Source organism: Loigolactobacillus backii (assembly GCF_003946275.1).
Classification (GTDB): Bacteria; Bacillota; Bacilli; order Lactobacillales; family Lactobacillaceae; genus Loigolactobacillus; species Loigolactobacillus backii.
This window is the reverse complement of the sequence record NZ_RHNQ01000004.1, coordinates 1-21,876: the sequence shown is the minus strand read 5'-3', so window position 1 is coordinate 21,876 and position 21,876 is coordinate 1. Positions and strand designations below refer to the sequence as shown.

Sequence of the window (21,876 nt, the reverse complement as noted above, 5' to 3'; positions counted from 1 at the left end):
GTAATCCCTTAATTTTATGTCTTCAAATATTTTATAATTACAAAGAATCCACGATAACTGTTAATTAGTGCCTGTAAAAGCTTTAAAGGTATCTCGTGGTGAAAATAATCGTGCCGAAGCTCTGGCTAATAGAACAATTAAAACACCTGACAGAATTGTGTTGGCCAAAGCACTCCCACCGTTAACGGCCAGGGAATAAAGCCAAGGATTCATTCCTTTAGGTGCGTATGATCCCCAGTAGATGACACCGGCCAAGAAATGACAGAAATACTTAACGATTACGCCTAGTAATGTGTACCCCAGTGCAATACCGATAATACGATTATGTGCCTGAGCCGTAATAGCACGTCGCAGTGGTGCCGCTCCGAGACCAATCAGGCCAACAACACTAAAAGCAACTGGATATTCCAAAACGCCTTGTAGTGGGTTCAAAAATCCACCATCACCAAAGCCACGTAAAAATAAATCTAACAATCCCCAAACTAACCCGGTTGCCAGTCCCGCTTTGGCCCCGCGCCGCAGGCTAAAAATTGCAACTGGAATTACACCGTACGATAAATTAATCCAAGGTCCAATTGAATGTGGAAAATACTCTAAGGCCATCGCCATTGCAGCAATGATTGCACCTTCTACCCAAATATGTAACCGTCGATCTGACATAAAAAAATCCTCCCTTAGACTAAAAACAAACCACAAGAGGGGAAACACTAACTAGCCACAAATTCCTTCGCATGTACTAACATAACAGGTTCTAAGGGTCTGAACGAATCACTCTCAGCCAAAAAGGCTCCCCTCTGTGGTGTTGCTTTATTTAATTATTAAACCGCTTTTATGATATTGCTTAGCTGGCCATTTGTCAACTAAAATAACTAATCGTATTCTAATCCCAATTGCGTTTCTTATGAGTTTTTGCTATGCTAATACTAATTTTATTTTAACCTTAGGGAAAGAAGTGGATTGGTTGTGAAAGTCGCAAAATTTGGGGGTAGTTCGCTAGCCACAAGTACGCAGCTCCAAAAAGTCATTAAGATCATCCGGGCAGATAGTAAACGAAAGGCAATTATTGTTTCGGCGCCTGGTAAACGTTTTTCCGGTGACCAAAAAGTAACCGATCTATTAATTAAATACGCACAATTGGTACTCGCAAAAGAACCTGTTACAGAGGTTCAGCAACAAATCTTGGCCCGCTATCAGGAAATTGCCACCGGCTTTGACTTACCCGCAAGTGAGTTTCAACCAATTAGTGAACATATCTTAAATTTACCTAACCAAACTTATAAAAATGATGCCTACTTGTTGGATGCTTTTAAAGCGGCTGGTGAAGATAATAACGCCAAATTAATTGCCGCAATTTTAAATCACCTTGGTGTGCCTAGTCACTACCTTAGCCCAAGCGAATCTGGCCTAGTTGTTAGCGATCACCCCGGCGATGCCCAAGTACTAGAAGAAAGTTACGCAAAACTCGCTACCTTTAAAAAGAGTAAAAAAATCCTTGTCATTCCCGGATTTTTTGGCTACACCGAAAACGGTGATATCTGTACTTTTTCACGTGGTGGTTCCGATATTACCGGTGCCATTTTCAGTCGTGCCTTTAAGGCTGAATTGTACGAGAATTTTACGGACGTTAACGCAATTTATGCCGCGGATCCCCACATTGTCCCGAATCCTGAACCAATTGATCACCTAACTTTCCGTGAAATGCGTGAACTATCTTACGCTGGCTTCTCTGTTTTTCATGATGAAGCATTAATTCCTGCTATTGAAGGTGGAATCTCTGTCCGCGTGAAAAATACGAATCAGCCAACAAAACCTGGTACGCTAATCTCCGCACGTAAAATCTACGATGCCAAAAAACCGATTTCTGGAATTGCAAGTGACGCCGGATTTTTAGGTATTTATATTCGCAAATACCTCATGAATAAACAAGTTGGCTTTGTTGCAACTATTTTGCAAATCTTGGCTAAACATCACGTCAGTTTTGAACATATCCCTTCCGGAATTGATGATCTCACCGTCATCATTCGTGAAAGTGAGCTGACACCTGAGCTCGAACCAAAAGTACTGCATGATATTCGTGAGGCCATTCATCCAGACGATCTGCGAATCATTCATAACTACGCTTTAGTTATGATTGTCGGTGAAGGTATTCAAGATCATATTGGAATGATGGCCAAGGCAACCAATAGTATCGCTCAATCGGGGGTCTCTATCGTTACGCTTGACCACGGTGCTTCACCCGTTTCAATTATGTTCGGTGTTCGTGAAAAAGACGCCCAAAACACCGTTCGCGGCTTGTACAAAACATTCTTTAAAGCAGATAAATAAAAGCAATTAAAAAGTGACCCTAAGACTGTTTATTTCAGCCTTAGGGTCACTTTTTAATTGGCAAACCAACTCAGTCGTTTTTTAATTGCCGTAATTAGCGGGGTTAATGGTGTCATCCTCGCCAAACCACTTACGACTAATCTTAGCGATTGTCCCATCCTTATATAAAGCTCGCAGCGACGCATTAATTCTCTTTTGCATCGTTTTATCAGACTTACGCATTCCTACCGCAAAGTTTTCTGGCGCAAAATTGCCTTGTGTGACTTGATAATCTTTGCGGTTTGCTTGGTGGGCAATATAATAATTGGCGTAAACGCGGTCAATTAGCATCCCTTGAATTCGGCCAGCATTTAGATCAATAAAGGCCTCGTTAAAGGTATCGTACAAAACTGGTGTTTGCTTATGGATGTACTGCTTTAACAGTTTAGGATTACTTTCAAGACTGCTATAACCCGATGAGCCCGTTTGAACACCCAATTCTTTTCCCTGCATTTGTTGAAAACTATTGATGTTATTTTTCTTTAAGGTCACAAGAATTTGCTTGTTTTGCAAATAATCATCGGAAAAACGCACCACACGTTTACGCTCTGGCGTAACGGTATAACCATTCCAAATTAAATCAATGGTGTGGTTCCGTAATTCAGTAGCGTTCATTGACCAATCAATTGTTTGAAAATCAACTTTGATTCCGTAACGTTTGAAAACTGCCCGGGCTAAATCAATATCAAATCCTTTTAATTGACCATCCTTGGCCCGAAAACCCATTGGTACAAAACTATCATCAAGCCCCACAACAACGCGCTTGTTTTGTTTAATGGTTGACCAACTATCAGATGTCATTTTCTTTTGGGAACACCCACTTAAACCAGCCAACGAAAAAAGCATCAGGAGACTCAGAATAATTAAACTTACTCGTTTACGCATATCGCTTACCTCCTATAGTGCTTCAACCCGTTTAATATTATCAGCAATTTGTTTGGCAAAGTCCAAATCATGGGTAACCACTAACTGAGTCATTCCGTCGGCCTTCAATCCTAAAATCATCTTTTCGACTTCTTGCCGTAAATCAGGATCCAAGGCACTTGTTGGTTCATCATAACAAAGAATTCGAGGTTGCATTGCTAATGCTCGTGCTAACGCAACTCGTTGTTTTTGGCCACCAGATAACTGATAAGGATAAAGCTGCTCTTTACCGTCCAACCCCAAGCGCTTCAACAAGTCCAATGCCTGTTTACGTGCTGCATCCTTATCCTTTTTTAAGGCCAGCATTGGTGCCAAAGTAATATTTTCTAAAACGTTTAAATTCGGGAAAAGCTGAAAGTCCTGAAAAACAACCCCAGTAACACTGTCATTGTCACGATTGATGTAGGGATCAAATGGCTTACCATCCAACTGTATTTCACCAGAATCAATTCGTTCTAGGCCACTAATACAACGTAAAAGTGTCGTTTTACCAGCACCTGATGGACCAACAATTGCTAAGATTTCGCCTTGATTAACCGTTAAATTAAAATCATTTAAAATTGTTTTTCGTCCATAACGTTTTGATACTTGTTTAAGCTCTAACATTTCGGCCACCCCCTATTTAAAATAACTGTAGTGATTCTCGACTCGTTGTTGGATAAACGTTAAAACCGCCGTCAACAATAAGTAAATAATGCCAACTAAAAGCAACGGTAACAAGGTAACATCCCGCGACGTTGCAACATTACCTGCTCGGAGTAAATCACCCAGTCCAATCACGTAAACTAACGAAGAATCTTTCACTAAATTAATGACTTCATTACCAATAGATGGTAAAACAATCTTCATAACTTGGGGTAAGACAATTTTTCGAATTGTTTGCCAGTAAGTTAGCCTTAAAACCCGTGCGCTTTCATACTGCCCACGATCAATCGATTGAAGGCCACCACGAAAGATTTCGGCAAAGTAGGCAGCGTAATTAATGATAAAAGCGAATAAGGCCGCGTTGTAACGTTGAAAAACAATTCCAATAATTGGTAGGCCGTAGAAAACAACGATTAACTGTAATAACAACGGCGTCCCCCGCATAATCCAAACGTAAATTCCCAGTAAATCCTTTAGTGGTTTAAAGTGAGAAGCACGCCCTAATCCAACAATAATCCCCAACGGAATGGCCCCAATTAAGGTAAAAATAAAAATTGATAACGTCATTTGAACGCCTGACAATAATGATGGCATGATTTGCATTGCGTAGTGCCACTGACCAGCTAAATTCATAATATTCCCTCCTCATAATTAACGGTAATAAAAAAGTCCTCGAAAACAGTCTCTGCTTTCGAGGACGAGTTAACGCGGTTCCACCCCAATTCGTGATTACTTCACAATAATCACCTCAAATAGTTGCCAATAAACACTAAAAAATAAAAAAGTCCCCTTAACATCAAACGATGCTAAGAGGACGAAAATTATCGCGGTTCCACCTCAAGTTCGTAACTAGCTCACACCAGTTACCTCAAGTAGTTTATTAGTAACTACAGCTATAACGGGCTTATCCCGTACTTGCTTACTATCTTCAGCAGGTAAACTCCCAGATGTGTTTTCACCACCAATAGTCATTTCTTTACACCAACCAGAAACTCTCTACAGAACTATCAGGGTTACTTATCCGTTCACTGTTTTTATATTATGAGAATAACATTAGCAGTATTTAATCTAACTGTCAACTCAAAATATTAATTGTGACTTTTTTTATGACCAAATAATCGTTGCCAGAAGCCAACTTTCTCTTCTTTGATGGACATCAAAGGAACAGTCTCCCCTAAAATTCGCCGGGCAATATTGCGGTACCCCTTGCTGGCCAAATTCTTAGGATCTAAAACAACTGGGTCCCCGTGATTAGAGCTAGAAATGACACCATCATCGTCAAGTACAATTCCTAATAGTGAAATTGATAAATGTTTGGTGATTTCATCAATATCCATAACTTCTCCATCGTCCATCATGTGTGTCCGAATTCGATTGATAATCAACCGTGGTTCTTGTTTCATTTCCTTTTGCTCCAACAAGCCAACCACACGATCAGCATCACGCACGGCCGAAATCTCGGGAGTCGTTACGACAATGGCACCATCAGCCCCGGCAATAGCATTTTGGAATCCCTGTTCAATACCGGCTGGGCAATCTAGAATAATGAAATCAAACTCATCCTTTAATTCATCGACTATTGCTTTAACTTCATCGGGTAATAATGCATCCTTATCCGTGTTTTGAGCGGCCGGTAATAAATATAAATTATCCTCAAACCGTTTATCCTTAACTAAAGCCTGGTGGAGCTTTGCACGACCACGGGCAACGTCAACAATATCATAAATAATTCGGTTTTCTAGGCCCAAAACAACATCTAGGTTACGTAACCCAATATCTAAATCCATTAAACAAACACGCTTGTCTAACAATGCTAAAGCAGTTCCGATATTAGCACTGGAAGTTGTTTTACCCACACCACCTTTGCCTGATGTGATTACAATTGCCGTTCCCATAATTATGCCTCCCCAATCTTATTGTACAGTCGTGGTCGAATTGCTTTCAGATTATCCAAGGTTGAATAGTCCAACAAATGTAAATCATTAATGTACGCAACCGAACGACCGTCAAAATGTCGTTCTTCATCCGCAATAATGCCCACACTACCAGAAATACGAACCTGAAAAGCATCAGTTAAATCTCCGACAATCAAAGCATCTTCATTATCTGGGAACCCCGCCTGAACAACACCTTCACAAACACCCAACAGGAAAACACTGCCAGTTGCTTTTAAAATACCGCCATTATGTATCTGACCAATAAAGAGCACGTCACCTTCAACGTCAATTTCTTGACCACTACGAATAATTGCACGATTTAAATGCACGTTATCTTGTTGTTTCCAATTTTGTGCAGCCTGGTGCGTCATAACACTGGCCTCAATTGTTGTTACTTGAAATTGAGGGTACTGTTCAATCAAGGCGTAAATTTGCTGTTGCTGCTTTTCCGTTAACAACCGATTCTCGGTTTTAATCGTAAAATTTATAATTTTATTACCTGGTACCTTTTTTTCCTGATTTAAACGAACAAATAAATCAGTCAATTCCGTCATAATCCCTGAAATTGCGCTATCTTGTTTTAACGTAATCTGATAACCATCCTGACGGCCTTTTAAAATGACATCTTGCATCCTGCCACTCCCCATTTTAAAACAATTTTCTTAATTTCAAATAATTCCAAATTTAACTTTAAACTGTTGTTCCACCTAATTTTAGCAATAACTGTCTTAAAGGAAAATAGAGAATTACAAAGTACACTAAATTTAGCAGTAAAGTTGGACCTAAAACATCCGGAATAAAGTTAGCCAAAGTAGCCGTTGTTAGTCCCATGAAACGGTTCATACCGTAAACAAAGCTTTCTAAAATCGTTAGTTCAATTAAATAAATAGCCCCAATTGCGATCGCTGTAGGTGTAAAATAAACCCGAATTTGTCGTGTTAGATAGACAATTAAAGGAAATAAAAACGTATATACACCTAAAATACCAGTATAGAAACTATCATAGAACAAACCGATAATAAACGCCCATAATAATAAATGTTTCATATCCGGCAAGAAAAAGGAAACTAACACTAAACCTAATAATACCAACCGACTAATCATAACATCTGGGTAATTATAAAAATGGCTAGTAAAAATAGTACTCAAACTACCATCAAATAACATCAATCCAAAAAGCAGTACTGGTACCCAAATCTGAATTTTTGATCGCATTATTAATCCCCCTTAATCTGGCGATTAATAACCGTAACAACCGTGAAATTATTTAAATTAGTAGCTGGTTCAATCCCAACAGACAAAGCTAGACCATAATCATCATGCTTAATCAAATTAACTTTCCCAATGAAAAGCCCCCGTGGTGTTAAACCACCTAAGCCAGAAGTCTCGACAGTATCACCCTTGGCGACTTTTGCGTTGGAATTCAACTGGGTCATCGTAATTTGTCTTGTTCGACCATTATAACCAGAAATAACACCGTTAACTGTCCCGCCATTTTTAGTCGTAATTTCAGCTGCAAAACGATTAGAAGTCTGACTATCAGTACTAATCAGTTGAACCTTAGAATTGGTTTTATTGACTTCGACTACCCGACCGATTAATCCTGAGCCCGCCATTACTGGCATATCTTTTTTTATCCCATTAATTTGACCACGATTTATAATAACGTAGTTTTGCCAACTTGCTGGCGAACGTGTTAAAACGGCGGCGGAAATTTGGCTATAATCCGTCAAAGTTTTATTAAGTTTCAGCTGCTTTTTTAGTTCTTTATTTTCGTGTTGTAACGTTTGGTTTTGAATTTTGGTTTGCGCTAAATCATCAACTTGCGTTTTTAATTGCGCATTTTCCTGATAAGTATTAATTAATGTTCCCACCGAAGTAAATCCGTCCTTGATTCCATTAGTTGGAACCGCGACAACGTGGTCCAAAACACCAACAACATCATTCCCAAATTGTTGAACCAGGGGTGGCGTCTTCTGATTATTACGAACAGTAACCGAATACGCCATGAGGCCCATACTGATAATGATTGCAATCATGACAATAATTAATTTTCGGTTTGAAAAAAACTTCTGCATTGGTTTACCCCCATAAAATCGACATGAAGAAGGCGGGAATCTTTTCCCGCCTAGAGAGTGTTTGGAAAAGCGTTCAGGTTCTACTTCGCACTTGAGGACTATTACTGGCCTCATCGACGATGTTGATCGGACTAAGATAGACCAAGGCCCGAATTGCAGCCTGGACCGTATTTTCCAAACATGGCCTAGTATCGGCTAACGTTTCTTCATCACATCAATATTCTTAAGTGATTCACCGGTTCCAATTGCAACACAATCCAATGGGTCTTGCGCAATAAAGACTGGTACTTTAGTTTCATCAGCAATAACCTCTGGTAGGTGCTTCAACAGAGCGCCACCACCAGTTAATACAATTCCGTGGTCAATGACATCCGCCGCAATTTCTGGTGAAGTCTCTTCTAAGGTTTCTTTAATTGCCACAATAATCTCTGCCACAACTTCTTGAATCGCCTTAGCAATATCAACAGCGCTCACTTCAACTGTCTTGGGTAAACCAGAAATCAGATCACGACCACGAACGGTAATATTATCGCCCTTAGCAGCCTTCTCAACGGAAGCCGAACCGACCTGGACCTTGACATCTTCGGCAGTGCGTTCACCAACTAATAAATTAAAGTTTTGGCGAATATAATAAATAACGGCCTCATCAATTTTATCGCCAGCCATTCGAATCGAACGACTTGAAACAATGCCGCCTAAAGAAATCGTGGCAACATCCGTTGTCCCACCGCCGATATCAACAACCATGCTACCAGTTGGATCCATTACGGGTAGCCCGGCCCCGATTGCAGCAGCAAATGGTTCTTCGATTACGTAAGCATCACGTGCACCAGCCACGCGAGTTGCATCGATAACCGCCCGCTTTTCAACCTCGGTTACGCCACTCGGCACACAAACCATCACGTAAGGTTTACCATTTGAGCGCCCTAAAGCCTTTTCCATAAAGTATTTCATCATGGCCGCGGTTGTATCGTAATCAGCAATAACGCCATCTTTCATCGGCCGAATGGCAACAATGCTGCCCGGTGTTCTACCGATCATATCACGTGCTTCCGTACCAACGGCAACAACGTCACCTGTTTTTGTATTCTTGGCAACGACTGACGGTTCACGGAGTACGATTCCTTTACCGTCAATGTAAACTAATGTATTGGCAGTACCAAGGTCGATCCCTAGATTTTTTGTTCCTAATCCGAACACAATATTCTCTCCTTCAATGATCGCTTAATTAGTGCATTCATTATTATCAATTTAGTATAAGTTAGTGGCATTATAACACACTTCAACCACCGATTGGTTCTTCACCTATGGTCTATCATACCGAATATTAGTAAGAATGATAAGCCCTTTTCAAAACTTAAAGCTTTTTTAGATAAAGCAAACGTTACCATTTAAAAATTGATTAAAAATTAGTACTACTTGTAGAAATCGACTTGCAATTTCACCTCAAAAAAATAAGAGTCTAGGGCTTACCCCCAAACTCTTAATCTAATCATCATTAAGCTTTAACAACATTAACTGCTTGTGGGCCGCGATCGCTTTCTTCAACATCAAAAGTTACTGCCTGACCTTCATCAAGTGTCTTAAAACCTTCATCTTGAATTGCGGAGAAATGAACGAATACATCGCTGCCGTCTTCTCGTGAAATAAAACCAAAGCCCTTCTCGGGATTGAACCATTTAACTGTACCGTGTTCCATAGTATAAAATCCTCCTCGTGCCAATAAGACACTATAAATTTGTAATTCCGATTGGTACGATGGGGAAAGCCCTACTAATGAAACTTCGATCCACTACCTAATAAGAATACAAAGTAATTTTACCATGCCAAATTTACAATAACAAGCGAACACGACTAAAGATCTCCGCGTTCTTTCAGACTTAAATAATCTTTCCCAACAATGAGGTGATCAAGTAACTCAATTCCCATTAATTGACCACAATGGGCCATTCGCTGGCTAAACTTAATATCGTAACTGGACGGTTCCGTCTGCCCGCTGGGATGATTATGTACTAAAATAAAACGAGCCGCAGAAACATCAAGCGCTGGTGCCATGATTTCCCGTGGATGAGCAACTGATGAATTTAAAGTTCCCGTAAAAATTGTTTTTTCTAACAAGATTTGATTCTTAGTATCTAAATACAAAACAATCAGTCGTTCTTGCGTCATTCCCGCTAATTTTTTAATCATCAATTCACCAATTTGTCTGCTGGAAACAATGACCCCATAGCGAAAGGTTGCCGCCTGACAGACCCGCTGGCCAAGCTCAATTGCCGCCTTTAATAAAACTGCCTTTGTTACCCCGACACCCGTAACCGTCTGCAATTCAGCCGGAGTGGCCAACGTTAGATTGGTTAAGTTAGGGTAACGACTTAAAAGTGTCGCGGCAACCATCATCACTGGCTGCTGTTTCGTCCCTGTCCCTAATAAGATTGCCAATAACTGTTGGTTGGACAAAGTAGCCGCGCTAGTTTGTAAGAGTTGTTCTCGCGGTCTAACTTCTAATTCTGTTTGTACTAACACTCGATCACGCTCCTTCTACAAAGGTAAAGTACGCAATCTTAGTGATTTATTTTTTCAAGGTAATCTTTTACCGCACCTAAATTAGGTAACACTGCTAGGGCTTGTTGCCGCATTTCATCAGTTGGTTGAATTAAATCAGGAACAATCAAACAATTAATGTTTGCCGCCTTAGCCGCTAACAATCCATTCGGTGAATCTTCCAAGATCAAAACTTGTTCTTTAGGAAGTGCTAATTCAGTTTGGGCCCGCAAAAATAAATCTGGTGCAGGTTTGCCAGCTTTAACTTTATCAACGGAAACAATCTTTGAAAAGCGATCACTAATGCCACCAGCAACTAAAAACTCAGTAATTTTAGATTTAAAGTTACTGGAGGCAATAATTTTAGCAATTCTCTGTTGATCCAAATAATCAAGTAAGTCATCTAGACCTGGTTTTTTCTTTAAATGTCCTGTGCGAACTAATTCATTTATTCTTTGATACGTTAACTCCATAAAACGTTCGGTCTGTTCTTTGCCGCCAAAGGCCTCATCAAAAAACGCCATCATGTCATCATCCGACGCTCCGATAAACCGCTGGTAATAATCATCAGGAAATGGTAACTTCATTTCCTTGGCCGCTTCAATATTTGCTTGGTTATAGAGCTTTTCCGAATCAAACATTAGACCATCCATATCAAAAATAATTCCGTGAACTACCATAATAACCTCCCTTAAGCCTTAAAGTACTGGCGAACTTCTGAAACAAAATACAGTGAGCCAGTCAATAAAATAACGTCCTCCGTGGATGATTGTTGAACTACCGCTTGAAAGGCCTCCTGCCAGTGTTCAAAAATCGGTATTTTTTTGGCACTATCCGCAGCCAATTCAGCCACGCTTTCAACTCTTGCACCTTGAAATTGCGTTAAAACAAGGTGAACGTTTGGTAGTCCTTCCAACAATTTAAGCATCGTTACCGTATCTTTATCTTTTAACGCAGCAAAAATCAAATAAATTTCTTGCTGTGTAAAATCCTGCCGTAAAGTTGCAGCTAGGGCACGCACTGCAGGTTCATTGTGAGCACCATCTAAAATAATTAACGGTTCATCATTAATTTTTTCCAAACGGCCGGCCCAGATCGATTTAGCCAACCCGTGACGCACACTACGTTCAGTCACTTTTAAACTAGTTTCTTTAGCAAAAATCAAAAATGCGGCAATTGCCACTGCTGCATTATCAATTTGATAATCACCTAGCATTGGCAACACTAAATTTTTGATTACTTGTTGATCGCTAATAAAGTCAAAGGATTCCGCCCAGGTTGGTAGTGTGTTGCGATTAATTGCTTTAAAGTCACCACCCAAACAACTTATGGGGCTGGCCAAACTAGCTGCTTTTTGCTTAATAACTGCCAACGGTTCGGCCGCAATATCACCAACAACGACTGGCCGCCGTTCTTTTATAATCCCAGCCTTATGCTTAGCAATTTTGGGAAGTGTATCGCCCAGCAACGCCATGTGGTCATAACCAATTGTTGTAATCACTGAAACAATTGGTGTAACAACATTAGTTGCATCCGTCAGACCGCCGATACCAACTTCGATAATCGCAACATCGGGTTGTTTTTCAGCAAAATAAACTAGCATTAATAGCGTAATAAACTCAAATTCGGTGATTTGATTGGTTGGATCAACGGCATCTAGTTCAGTTATTTTAGGACCAACCAAATTAACCAAATCTAAAAGTGCTTTATCACTAATTGGTTGACCGTTGAGACTGATTCGTTCATTAAAACGCATTAGAAATGGTGATGTAAAAGTTCCAACCGTTAATCCTTGTTCCTCTAAAAGACAACGTAAATCATTAACAACTGACCCTTTACCGTTTGTTCCGGCAACGTGGATCACTCGTAGTTTTTTTTCAGGATGCTGAAAGGCGGCCACAGCACGTTTAATCCGCTTTAGGCTGCCTTCTTTATGCATTTTTGGTCGATTGTGAATTATGGTTAAGGCGGCTTCGTATGTTTCTGCGTACATTATTTTGGCTCCTCTAATTCCGAATTAAGTTTAGTTTAACACGCGGCCGGGGCAAAAGTCCTAGCCGCTTACTATTTCCGAGCATCACTTTAAAACGCGCACCAAAGGTCTGGGTTCACGTACCTTCCAATAACCACAGTACGATTACTGGACTGGTCTACGTTACGCAGTAAACTAAAAGCCGACCTTTGCCTCACTCCCTCATAAATTTAACAGCAGTTAGCCGCAAAAATAATTGAAGGTTATTTTGAAAAACATAAAAAGCCGCAGATGAAATGTTAATTTTATCTTCGACTTTAAATTAGGATCATTATTTGTTTGCTTTCAATTCATTAATTCGCTCATTAGTTGCAGTTAACTTATTCAAATAGTCTGCACGTTTTTCTCGTTGTTCATTAACAACTTTTTCGGGAGCACTTTGAACGAAACGCTCATTACCTAATTTCTTATCAGCCCGATCAACTTCGGCCTGTAATTTTTTGGCCTCACCTTGTAATCGAACAATTTCTTGATCAAGATCGATTAATTCTGCAAGTGGCACGTAGATTTCGGCGCCAGTTATAACCGCAGACATTGCTAACTTAGGCGATTTAACGTCATCCCCAATTTGTAATTCCTTTGGATGAACAAAACGCTCAATATACTCACGGTTGGCCTGATAAGTTTGTTCCGTGGCCTTATCGGTGGTCTTAATTAAGACATCGATTGGGCTGGATAATGGTGCATTCACTTCTGAACGGATATTTCGAACCGATCGGATTAAATCAATTAACCGTGACATTTCACTAACGGCCGCCTCATCAGCCAAATCAGCGTGTTCCACTGGATAGGCCGCAGTGACAATTGACTCACCATCATGTGGCATGTTCTGCCATAATTCTTCAGTCACAAATGGCATGATTGGGTGCATTAATTTTAAGGTTTGGTCGAGAACATAAGCAAGTGCGTGCCGTTTAGCAGATTTAGCTGTCTCGTCAGTACCGTAAAGAACTTCCTTACTCATCTCAATATACCAATCACAAAGATCGTTCCAAATAAAGTTGTACAACAAACGACCAGCCTCACCAAAATCAAAATCGTCAAATAGTCGTGTCACATCTTTAATGGTTGAATTTAGCCGGCTTAAAATCCAGCGGTCAGCCAAATCACGATCAGCCTTATCCGGCAAACTTGGCACAGTCATCTCACCAAGGTTCATGATTACAAAACGACTTGCATTCCAAATCTTATTAATGAAGTTCCAGGCCGCGTCCATTTTGTCGTAAGAAAAACGAATATCCTGGCCTGGTGTTGATCCAGTGGTTAAGAACCAGCGTAAGGCGTCCGCACCATACTTCTCGATAACTTCCATTGGATCAATCCCATTACCTAATGATTTACTCATCTTGCGACCTTGTTCATCACGAATGAGGCCATGAATCAAAACATTTTTAAATGGCCGTTGACCAGTAAATTCGAGACTTTGGAAAATCATCCGGGAAACCCAGAAAAAGATAATGTCGTAGCCGGTCACTAAAGTACTAGTTGGAAAATAACGTTTAAAATCGGCGGCATCTGTATCCGGCCAGCCCATCGTTGAAAATGGCCATAAAGCACTACTAAACCAGGTATCTAAAACATCGGAATCTTGTTCCCAATTTTCAGCATCTTCTGGTGCTTCCATCCCAACGTACGTTTCACCAGTTTGCTTATTATACCAGGCCGGAATTCGGTGGCCCCACCATAATTGGCGGGAGATGACCCAATCGTGAACGTTATCCATCCACTGAGTGAAGGTATGTTCAAATCGTTCGGGAACAAAATTAACTTTCTGATCACTGGCCTGATTCTTGAGAGCTGCTTCAGCTAATGGTTTCATTTTAACAAACCACTGCGTGGACAAACGAGCCTCAACTTGAACACCAGTCCGTTCTGAATGACCAACACTATGAACAATTGGGTCAATTTTTAACATGTAGTCTTGATCCTTTAGATCGGCCACCATTGCCTTGCGCGCTTCAAAGCGATCCATGCCTTCATACTTGCCAGCATTTTCATTCATACTGGCATCTTCGTTCATCGTATTAATTCGTTTTAAATCATGCCGATTACCAACCAAGAAATCATTAGGATCATGCGCCGGTGTGATTTTAACCATCCCAGTTCCAAAATCCATATCAACGTATTGATCAGCAATAATTGGAATGTGCCGACCTTGTAATGGCAAAACAACTTCGCGACCAACCAAATCCTTGTACCGTTCATCTTTAGGATTTACAGCAACCGCAGTATCACCAAACATTGTTTCTGGACGTGTGGTTGCAATTTCAATGTAGTGTTTGCCAGCAAAAGTGTACTCAGGGTCAACAAATGGGTACTTAACGTGGTAAAAGGCCCCTTGATCATCCTTATGGATAACTTCAATATCGGATAACGCAGTTCGCGCCTGAGGATCCCAATTGATGATGTATTCCCCACGATAAATTAGGCCCTTTTTATATAAATTAACAAAGACCTTACGAACGGCCTTGGATAAACCGTCATCCAGCGTGAAACGTTCCCGGGAATAATCCACGGAAATTCCTAACTTGGCCCACTGTTGGTGGATAATATCACCATATTCATGAACCCAGTTCCACACTTCTTTAATAAACTTTTCCCGTCCAAGATCGTAACGGGTGATACCCTTTTCACGTAAATGGGCCTCTACTTTAGCCTGTGTCGCAATCCCGGCGTGATCCATTCCTGGTAACCAAAGCACATCATAGCCTTGCATCCGCTTTTGGCGAATAATCATATCCTGCAAAGTTGTATCCCAAGCGTGACCAAGATGTAGCTTTCCCGTCACATTTGGCGGTGGAATGACAATTGAGTAAGGTTTTGCATCTGGATTGCCAGATGGTTTAAATAAATCTTCGCTGAGCCATTCATCGTACCGACCGGGCTCAACTTGTTGTGGATCATACTTCGTTGACATTTCTTTTTTATCAGCCAAATCCATCATCTCCTCGATAATTAAAAACTCAAACAAAAAAGCATTCATCCTAATTAATAGGACGAATGCTTAAATTCGCGGTACCACCTAAATTGCGCTATTGCGCCACTTCATCACGTTAACGAACTACTTGTCCGGCTAGACCTACTCACTTCAGTCTAACAGCTCACAAGTTACCTTCACGTTTAAGTGGGTAAAGTTCTCTCAGCCAATGAACTTTATCTCTTAGCCCCAAATTTAGACGTTACTTTCTTGCTCAATGCTTTGATGTTACTGTAGCAAAAATTAATGAGCAGGTCAATAGCCATAAGTCTGAGTTGGAAAACTATTTTGATTCGTATTCCATAATCAAATTAGGCCAATCGCATTTAAAAAGCGACTTTCTGTGCTTATTCACATACTTGCCTAAAGTAAATCAGCAATTTCTGCCTGATCTTGTTCCAAGAAATGCTGATCAGGTCTGATTTCACTAGTTTTAATTCCGGCAATTGATTCCGCCATCAAGCCTTCAACATCGATTAATTTCTCATAGTTTCTCGTTTTTTCCATGTTAGGGTGTGTCTTTGGTGCCGGTGGTGCAAAGATTGTACAGCAATCCTCAAACGGCATAACTGACAAATCAAAAGTGTCAATGTCCTCAGCAATCTTAATAATCTCATTTTTGTCCATTGAAATAACGGGCCGTAAAATTGGTGTTGTTGTCACATCATTAATTGCGGCCATACTTTGCATTGTTTGCGAGGCCACTTGACCTAATGACTCACCATTAAAGATGGCCAGGCCATGGTGCATTTCACGAATTTTGTCCGTAATCCGCAACATCATTCGCCGCTGAATGGTCATCAAATAACCTTCGGGCACCTTATTCTTGATTTCTTCTTGAATCTTAGTAAACGGTACCTCAATAAACTGAATACTTCCTGCATAAGGAGCAATTTTAGCGGTTAGTTCTTTTGCTTTGGCCAACGCCTTTTCACTTGTATATGGTGGGCTAAAGAAGTGGACCATTTGTAAATCAACACCGCGCTTCATTGCTAAGTAACCTGCAACTGGTGAATCAATCCCCCCAGATAGCATTAACATACCACGACCGGCCGTTCCAACCGGTAAACCACCGGCACCAAGAATTGTTTGACTTGAAAGGTAAATACCATCAAGTCGAACTTCAACGCGCAAGGTAATATCTGGTTTATGCATTTGCACGGTTAATTCAGGAATTGCGTTTAAAATAATGTCACCTAAATCAGCATTAATTTCGTTGGTATCCATTTCAAAATTATGGTCAGCCCGGCGCGTGTTAACCTTAAACGTCGCACCTTGCTGTACTTGTTCTTTTAACATGGCAATCGCCGTCTGGCGAACAGCATTCATATCACGTTCAACACGAATCGTTGGTGAATAATTTTGAATACCAAAGACTAAACCCAATTTTGCCATAACTGCCTGACTATCTTCACCATTCAAAATGATGTGTAGCCGATCACGTTTGGCGTGAATTTGTAATGCCGGAAATGCCTGAAGTGCCTTCATCGTGTTACCAAATAACCGATTAATGAAATCACGGCGGTTTTTACCTTTGGTGGACAACTCGCCATAACGAACCATGATCTCTGTATATTGCATAATGTTCTTCCTTTCAGACTTTTAAGAATTTATAATTTCAAAACGATGATAGATTTGGTCAAAGGCCTTAATAAACGCGTCGGCCTCCGCCATTGTATTATTTTCATCCAAACTAACCCGAACAGCGCTGGTTGCAATCTTTTCTGGGACGTGCATTGCGGCCAATGTGCCGGAAATGGCGCCGGTTTTTGATGCGCAAGCGCTTGTCGTTGATAAATAAATATCATGATCCTCAAAAGCATGAACAACGGTTTCGCCACGAACTCCCTCAATCCCAAAACAAAGAATGTGTGGGGCAAAATCCTGTGCATCTTCTGAAAAAAGCGTCACTTTCGGTAACTGCTTAACGTGCTGATAAATTTTTTCCTTAATCGCACGTTGTTGGACCACCTTTGCCGCCTCATTAGTTAGTAACAGGCGTAAGGCCTTTGCCATTCCAGCAATTGCCGGTAAATTTTCGGTGCCACTTCGCCAATTATTCTCTTGACCACCACCAGTTAGTAATGGTGCAATCATGCGGCCTTTCTTGGCGTAAATAAAACCAGTTCCCCGCGGACCATGAAATTTATGTGCCGAAAAAGTTAAGAAATCAATCCGCGGCGTTTGCAATAATGCTTCTAGCCCTTTGCCAATTGATTGCACGGCGTCAACATGAAAATGAACATTAGGGTAATCCTCCAAAATTGTGGCCGCTTCTTTAATTGGTTGAATGCTGCCAATTTCGTTATTAACTGCCATTATTGACACTAAAATAGTATCAGAACGAATAGCAGCTTTTAAATCAGCTGGATTAATAAAGCCCCTTTTATCTACTGGTAAATAGGTAACTTCAAAACCTAATTTTTCTAATTGCGCCATTGAATTTTTAATGGCCGGATGTTCAATCTCAGTTGTAATTAAATGCTTACCAAATTGATGCTTTTCAATTGCAGTTCCTTTAACAACCCAATTGTCACCTTCAGTACCACCACTAGTGAAATATATTTCATCTGGCCTAACTTTCATTAAACTAGCGATTTGTTTACGCGATTGGGTCAGTAAATTATCAGCCTTATTGCCAATGGCATGCAAACTTGATGGATTGCCGAAAAAATCTTCACTTACGGTTTGATAAGTTTTTAAAACTTCCGGTGCAGCCGCCGTTGTTGCACTATTATCAAAATATATCATGTTGCCACTCTTCCTTTTTAACAAAATTCTTTCCCATTATAGCAGAATTAACCTAAAGCACAACGGCTAACTAAAAATAAGTAATTCATTAAGGCACTTATCCGCAGTGATAAATGGGCAATTAAAATATGAGATAAAGAATAAATTGATGAGTCCCACTCAAAAATTATTCCTTATCCCACATTATTTAATCTAATAAATCGTCCTGTTTGCTACTGTAATAACTATCTTCAACTTTCTTGTAGCTACCAGGCTCAACTTTTTCTAACTCAGTTGCAATCGTCTCCAAGGCCTGCTTGTACTCATACTGCTGATTAAAAATCTGAAATGCTTGGTCACCCGCCTGAGCAACTTCGGCATGACTATGGCGGTAACGATTTGAATATTGTAAAAGTTGTTCCGTAAGTAGTGCACTATCGATCAAATCGTTAGTTTCTTCTTTTAATTTATTAAGATCCTCTTGCGTTGCAATTAATTGTTTTGTAATATCATCTAAATTGATTTTGACCTGATTAAGGTCATCGGCCAATTGATTTATTTCATCCGTTACAACAAAGAAAAAGTCTAAGTATGGTTTTGCTAACCCAGGCAAACGTAATTTTTCAACTTGCCGTTTAATATTTCTAATTTCAAATTCAAAGGACTGTAAACTTTTTTGAGCTTCCTGCTCTCCTTTACGTAATCCCTGAACACTGGTATTAATCGACTTTTGTTTCTCTTCAATGTTAGTTAGAACCGTAAAGGCATTTTTGAAGTCATCCGCAACCATTGAGTAAACGGCCTTATGATCGGAAATTTTTTGACTGTTTTCAGCAAAATTGACCTCAATCTCATCAATTTGCTTCTTTAGTTCTTCTGCGTCAGTAATTTCATTGTGGGTTAAATGATAACTTTGATCCAAATGATCCAATTCAATTAGTAATGCGTGGCTCTGCCGTTTGGCGTGCATTATAAATTCTTCTAAATCGGCTTGATCTTTCTCCACTTGCTGCCGCGCGGACATTTCGGCCTCAATTACATCATAAAGGTGATCAATTCGTTGTTCAATTGCCTTATTACCGGCCTCAATCTTAGTTAAATCTAAGGTCGCAAAATCATCATTCGTTGCACTGATATCATGATCTAGCTGATCCAATTCATCGGGAATATTAATATCATAAAAAGCGTAACGCTGTTGGGCAAGCTGTTCGTAACCATTTCTTAATTCGCGAAGCTGATCGGGAAATTCTGTCTTGATCTCTTTATAGCGCGGGGGAATACGAGTCATTAAATCATTAAGCTCAGTCGTATCTTTGTCTAGTTGTTTCAAAACGCCCTCAGCCTCAACATGATCGCCATGCTTGGCTAATTTAGCAAACTTATTATGTGCATTTTCCAAATAACTTAATTTAGCTTCCAACTGTTCGGTCGCCGTTCCAAACGCAAAACTCTTGGTTAACAATTGTTTGCGTAATTTTTGGTAAGTTGCCTCAAGCGTCTTTTCTTGCTCTTGATTCTTTTCTTGGCGCTTCTTTAATTGTTGGAAACCTGCTAAGATTTCATTAAGTTGCTGCCGCAGATCATCAAGCTCTTGTTTCAAACCATTAATTAATTTTTGTGCCTCAAAAAAGTGGTAGTGATTATTGGCCGTTTCAGCAGCCAATAATTTCTGATCCATTTTTGCAATCGAATCGTGACTAAGCTTCTGATAAGCCTTTTCCCACTTCTGGAAAGCCGTCATACTCTGACCTGCAAGCTTCATCTTGCGCACTTCATTAAGTGTTTGTTTCACCGGAATATCATTTAATGACTGTTCCTTTGTTTGTAATTGATCGATGGCTTTTGAATTACGGCGCTGGTATAAAATAACACTGACGTAAGCCAGTAGCGCAATAATAATAATGCCTATCAAGATATACTCCATCAATAAAACCCCCGTCACGTTTCGCCATTAAAGTTATTTGTCTTGCATTTGCCAATAATTATGGCTAAAATCTAATCTAAATTATAGCATAGTGAAGGGGTCGCTTCACTACTATTGCAAAATTTTCGAACAGTTACCTTACGAAAGGACAGATAAAATGTCAGAAAAACACCAAACAGCACTCATTGCTCAACAAGTTGACGCCCTCTTATATCACGAAACTCACAACGTTTCTAACTTGGCTAATGCCGCCGCGTTATTGAAGGATAGCTTGCCAAATATCAGTTGGGCCGGCTTTTATTTATACGATCAAGAGCAAAATGACCTTTATTTAGGTCCCTTTGCTGGCAAAGTAGCCTGCATGCACATTGCTCTCGGTAAGGGCGTTTGCGGAACTGCTTTTTCAACACAACAAACGCAAATTGTCCCTGATGTTCACCAATTCGCGGGTCACATTGCTTGTGATTCTGCGACTAATTCTGAAATGGTTGTCCCTTTAATTAAAAAGGGCCAACCAATCGGTGTGTTAGACCTTGATTCTTTAGAATTCGACCGTTTTAGTTCTAAAGACCAGAATGATTTAGAAGAATTCGCTCACGCCTTAGTGGCACATCTCACTATTTAAACAATTAGCATTGACTTTAACTGAGCAGCTAAGCTATACTGGTCTTTGTGTAAAATACGCAGCAGCAAGCGGTAAACACGTCAACAGTTTATTACTCTTCGTTCAATAAGTAACCTACGGCTGCAAATGGTGAAAATTGCAAAATAAACTGCACGTATACTGAGCTTGCACTCAGCTTATTTTACTCCAAAACTATTTATTGGAGGATTACATTTATGTCTCGTTATACAGGTCCAAAGTGGAAACAATCACGCCGTTTGGGAATCTCCCTTTCTGGCACTGGTAAAGAATTATCTCGTCGACCATATGCCCCTGGCGATCATGGTCCTAACAATCGTCGTAAGTTATCTGAATATGGTGTTCAATTACGTGAAAAGCAAAAATTACGTTTCATGTACGGTTTAAACGAACGCCAATTCTCAAACTTATTTGAGGCCGCTGGTAAGATTAAAGAAGGTAAACAAGGTGTTAACTTCATGATCTTGCTTGAACGTCGTTTAGACAATATGGTTTTCCGTTTAGGCTTAGCAACAACTCGTCCACAAGCACGTCAATTAGTTAACCACGGCCATATTTTGGTTGATGGCAAACGCGTTGATATTCCTTCATACCGAGTTGAAGTTGGCCAAGTTATCTCTGTTCGCGAAAAATCAAAGAACTTAGTTATTATCCAAGGTGCCATTGAAGCTGTTGTTGGTCGTCCTGCTTTTGTAAGCTTTGACGCTGACAAGCTTGAAGGTTCATTAACACGTCTTCCAGAACGTGAAGAACTTGAACCAGATATCAATGAAACCCTTGTCGTTGAATACTATAACCAATTATTGTAATCTTGACGAGAAAAAAGCCTACCACATTGTGGTGGGCTTTTTTTATGGTCAAATCTAGCAAGTGTGGCTCTATACTTTTTCCTGTTGATAGTTTACAAATGGTAAACTATTAACAGGATTTTTTGTGCCTTTGAATTTACAATTTAAGGACAGAAAAAGAGCTCACAGCCCTCATCCAAAAAATCCACCCACTACAGTATCATTTGAAAGGATATGAGAAAACCGTGAACCCTATAGACAATCATATAAAATTTGCGCTCAGTATTAAAGAC

The 21,876-nt window shown here is 40.1% G+C and carries 20 protein-coding genes, 1 riboswitch and 2 other annotated features; of the genes, 3 read left to right on the top strand and 17 right to left on the bottom strand.

What is annotated here, in order from left to right:
- Window positions 1-60: 60 nt before the first annotated feature.
- On the bottom strand, window positions 61-660 hold the full coding sequence (thiT, locus tag EKM61_RS01520; RefSeq protein WP_068224868.1) for an energy-coupled thiamine transporter ThiT: 600 nt from the start codon (window positions 658-660) through the stop codon (window positions 61-63).
- 44 nt (window positions 661-704) lie between these two features.
- A riboswitch (TPP riboswitch) is annotated at window positions 705-804 on the bottom strand.
- A 159-nt stretch (window positions 805-963) separates the two neighbouring features.
- Between thiT and EKM61_RS01515 the strand changes: the two genes are divergently transcribed.
- Window positions 964-2,325, top strand: coding sequence for an aspartate kinase (locus tag EKM61_RS01515; RefSeq protein ID WP_068224870.1), 1,362 nt, complete (start codon window positions 964-966; stop codon window positions 2,323-2,325).
- 81 nt (window positions 2,326-2,406) lie between these two features.
- On the opposite strand, the gene EKM61_RS01510 is transcribed toward EKM61_RS01515, so the two are convergent.
- From EKM61_RS01510 to ezrA, 16 genes are all read right to left on the bottom strand, one after another.
- Window positions 2,407-3,249, bottom strand: a complete 843-nt coding sequence (locus EKM61_RS01510; RefSeq protein WP_068224872.1) for an amino acid ABC transporter substrate-binding protein — start codon at window positions 3,247-3,249, stop codon at window positions 2,407-2,409.
- Between the two features lie 12 nt (window positions 3,250-3,261).
- Window positions 3,262-3,894 carry an amino acid ABC transporter ATP-binding protein gene (locus EKM61_RS01505; protein ID WP_068224874.1) on the bottom strand — a complete coding sequence of 211 codons (633 nt, stop codon included), beginning with the start codon at window positions 3,892-3,894 and terminating at the stop codon, window positions 3,262-3,264.
- A 12-nt stretch (window positions 3,895-3,906) separates the two neighbouring features.
- Window positions 3,907-4,566 (bottom strand): amino acid ABC transporter permease, encoded by a 660-nt coding sequence (locus EKM61_RS01500; RefSeq protein ID WP_068224876.1) that lies wholly within the window; start codon window positions 4,564-4,566, stop codon window positions 3,907-3,909.
- A 174-nt stretch (window positions 4,567-4,740) separates the two neighbouring features.
- Window positions 4,741-4,971, bottom strand: a binding site (T-box leader).
- Window positions 4,972-5,021: 50 nt separating this feature from the next.
- Window positions 5,022-5,828 carry a septum site-determining protein MinD gene (gene minD, locus EKM61_RS01495; RefSeq protein WP_068224878.1) on the bottom strand — a complete coding sequence of 269 codons (807 nt, stop codon included), beginning with the start codon at window positions 5,826-5,828 and terminating at the stop codon, window positions 5,022-5,024.
- A gap of 2 nt (window positions 5,829-5,830) precedes the next feature.
- Window positions 5,831-6,502 carry a septum site-determining protein MinC gene (locus EKM61_RS01490; protein WP_068224880.1) on the bottom strand — a complete coding sequence of 224 codons (672 nt, stop codon included), beginning with the start codon at window positions 6,500-6,502 and terminating at the stop codon, window positions 5,831-5,833.
- 58 nt (window positions 6,503-6,560) lie between these two features.
- Window positions 6,561-7,085, bottom strand: coding sequence for a rod shape-determining protein MreD (gene mreD, locus EKM61_RS01485; RefSeq protein ID WP_068224882.1), 525 nt, complete (start codon window positions 7,083-7,085; stop codon window positions 6,561-6,563).
- Window positions 7,086-7,087: 2 nt separating this feature from the next.
- Window positions 7,088-7,948 carry a rod shape-determining protein MreC gene (mreC, locus tag EKM61_RS01480; protein WP_068224883.1) on the bottom strand — a complete coding sequence of 287 codons (861 nt, stop codon included), beginning with the start codon at window positions 7,946-7,948 and terminating at the stop codon, window positions 7,088-7,090.
- A gap of 195 nt (window positions 7,949-8,143) precedes the next feature.
- A complete protein-coding gene (locus tag EKM61_RS01475) occupies window positions 8,144-9,148 on the bottom strand; it encodes a rod shape-determining protein (RefSeq protein ID WP_068224884.1) in 1,005 nt (334 codons plus the stop codon).
- A 298-nt stretch (window positions 9,149-9,446) separates the two neighbouring features.
- Window positions 9,447-9,647 (bottom strand): cold-shock protein, encoded by a 201-nt coding sequence (locus EKM61_RS01470; RefSeq protein ID WP_068224886.1) that lies wholly within the window; start codon window positions 9,645-9,647, stop codon window positions 9,447-9,449.
- A 155-nt stretch (window positions 9,648-9,802) separates the two neighbouring features.
- Entirely contained in the window at window positions 9,803-10,471 is a 669-nt protein-coding gene (gene radC / locus EKM61_RS01465) for a RadC family protein (RefSeq protein ID WP_068224888.1), read from the bottom strand.
- 38 nt (window positions 10,472-10,509) lie between these two features.
- Window positions 10,510-11,169 (bottom strand): HAD family hydrolase, encoded by a 660-nt coding sequence (locus EKM61_RS01460; protein WP_068224891.1) that lies wholly within the window; start codon window positions 11,167-11,169, stop codon window positions 10,510-10,512.
- Between the two features lie 11 nt (window positions 11,170-11,180).
- The gene (locus EKM61_RS01455; RefSeq protein WP_068224893.1) at window positions 11,181-12,482 is read right to left on the bottom strand and encodes a bifunctional folylpolyglutamate synthase/dihydrofolate synthase; all 1,302 of its coding nucleotides are present in this window, start codon (window positions 12,480-12,482) and stop codon (window positions 11,181-11,183) included.
- 310 nt (window positions 12,483-12,792) lie between these two features.
- Complete coding sequence (locus tag EKM61_RS01450; RefSeq protein ID WP_404802794.1) at window positions 12,793-15,462, bottom strand: valine--tRNA ligase; 2,670 nt, start codon at window positions 15,460-15,462, stop codon at window positions 12,793-12,795.
- A gap of 48 nt (window positions 15,463-15,510) precedes the next feature.
- Window positions 15,511-15,725: a binding site (T-box leader), on the bottom strand.
- A gap of 136 nt (window positions 15,726-15,861) precedes the next feature.
- Entirely contained in the window at window positions 15,862-17,079 is a 1,218-nt protein-coding gene (gene thiI, locus EKM61_RS01445; protein WP_068224895.1) for a tRNA uracil 4-sulfurtransferase ThiI, read from the bottom strand.
- Window positions 17,080-17,100: 21 nt separating this feature from the next.
- Window positions 17,101-18,249 (bottom strand): cysteine desulfurase family protein, encoded by a 1,149-nt coding sequence (locus tag EKM61_RS01440; protein ID WP_068224897.1) that lies wholly within the window; start codon window positions 18,247-18,249, stop codon window positions 17,101-17,103.
- Window positions 18,250-18,436: 187 nt separating this feature from the next.
- Window positions 18,437-20,152 carry a septation ring formation regulator EzrA gene (gene ezrA / locus EKM61_RS01435; protein ID WP_068224899.1) on the bottom strand — a complete coding sequence of 572 codons (1,716 nt, stop codon included), beginning with the start codon at window positions 20,150-20,152 and terminating at the stop codon, window positions 18,437-18,439.
- Between the two features lie 157 nt (window positions 20,153-20,309).
- Between ezrA and EKM61_RS01430 the strand changes: the two genes are divergently transcribed.
- Window positions 20,310-20,777, top strand: a complete 468-nt coding sequence (locus tag EKM61_RS01430) for a GAF domain-containing protein (protein WP_068224901.1) — start codon at window positions 20,310-20,312, stop codon at window positions 20,775-20,777.
- Between the two features lie 215 nt (window positions 20,778-20,992).
- Window positions 20,993-21,604 (top strand): 30S ribosomal protein S4, encoded by a 612-nt coding sequence (rpsD, locus tag EKM61_RS01425; RefSeq protein ID WP_068224904.1) that lies wholly within the window; start codon window positions 20,993-20,995, stop codon window positions 21,602-21,604.
- The last annotated feature ends 272 nt before the right edge of the window (window positions 21,605-21,876 follow it).

Excerpts from the sequence above, each read along its gene's own strand:
- thiT (WP_068224868.1), bottom strand. The coding sequence starts at position 660 with ATGTCAGATCGACGGTTACATATTTGGGTAGAAGGTGCAATCATTGCT.
- EKM61_RS01510 (WP_068224872.1), bottom strand. The coding sequence starts at position 3,249 with ATGCGTAAACGAGTAAGTTTAATTATTCTGAGTCTCCTGATGCTTTTT.
- EKM61_RS01505 (WP_068224874.1), bottom strand. The coding sequence starts at position 3,894 with ATGTTAGAGCTTAAACAAGTATCAAAACGTTATGGACGAAAAACAATT.
- EKM61_RS01500 (WP_068224876.1), bottom strand. The coding sequence starts at position 4,566 with ATGAATTTAGCTGGTCAGTGGCACTACGCAATGCAAATCATGCCATCA.
- minD (WP_068224878.1), bottom strand. The coding sequence starts at position 5,828 with ATGGGAACGGCAATTGTAATCACATCAGGCAAAGGTGGTGTGGGTAAA.
- EKM61_RS01490 (WP_068224880.1), bottom strand. The coding sequence starts at position 6,502 with ATGCAAGATGTCATTTTAAAAGGCCGTCAGGATGGTTATCAGATTACG.
- mreD (WP_068224882.1), bottom strand. The coding sequence starts at position 7,085 with ATGCGATCAAAAATTCAGATTTGGGTACCAGTACTGCTTTTTGGATTG.
- mreC (WP_068224883.1), bottom strand. The coding sequence starts at position 7,948 with ATGCAGAAGTTTTTTTCAAACCGAAAATTAATTATTGTCATGATTGCA.
- EKM61_RS01470 (WP_068224886.1), bottom strand. The coding sequence starts at position 9,647 with ATGGAACACGGTACAGTTAAATGGTTCAATCCCGAGAAGGGCTTTGGT.
- EKM61_RS01460 (WP_068224891.1), bottom strand. The coding sequence starts at position 11,169 with ATGGTAGTTCACGGAATTATTTTTGATATGGATGGTCTAATGTTTGAT.
- EKM61_RS01455 (WP_068224893.1), bottom strand. The coding sequence starts at position 12,482 with ATGTACGCAGAAACATACGAAGCCGCCTTAACCATAATTCACAATCGA.
- EKM61_RS01450 (WP_404802794.1), bottom strand. The coding sequence starts at position 15,462 with ATGGATTTGGCTGATAAAAAAGAAATGTCAACGAAGTATGATCCACAA.
- thiI (WP_068224895.1), bottom strand. The coding sequence starts at position 17,079 with ATGCAATATACAGAGATCATGGTTCGTTATGGCGAGTTGTCCACCAAA.
- EKM61_RS01440 (WP_068224897.1), bottom strand. The coding sequence starts at position 18,249 with ATGATATATTTTGATAATAGTGCAACAACGGCGGCTGCACCGGAAGTT.
- ezrA (WP_068224899.1), bottom strand. The coding sequence starts at position 20,152 with ATGGAGTATATCTTGATAGGCATTATTATTATTGCGCTACTGGCTTAC.
- EKM61_RS01430 (WP_068224901.1), top strand. The coding sequence starts at position 20,310 with ATGTCAGAAAAACACCAAACAGCACTCATTGCTCAACAAGTTGACGCC.
- rpsD (WP_068224904.1), top strand. The coding sequence starts at position 20,993 with ATGTCTCGTTATACAGGTCCAAAGTGGAAACAATCACGCCGTTTGGGA.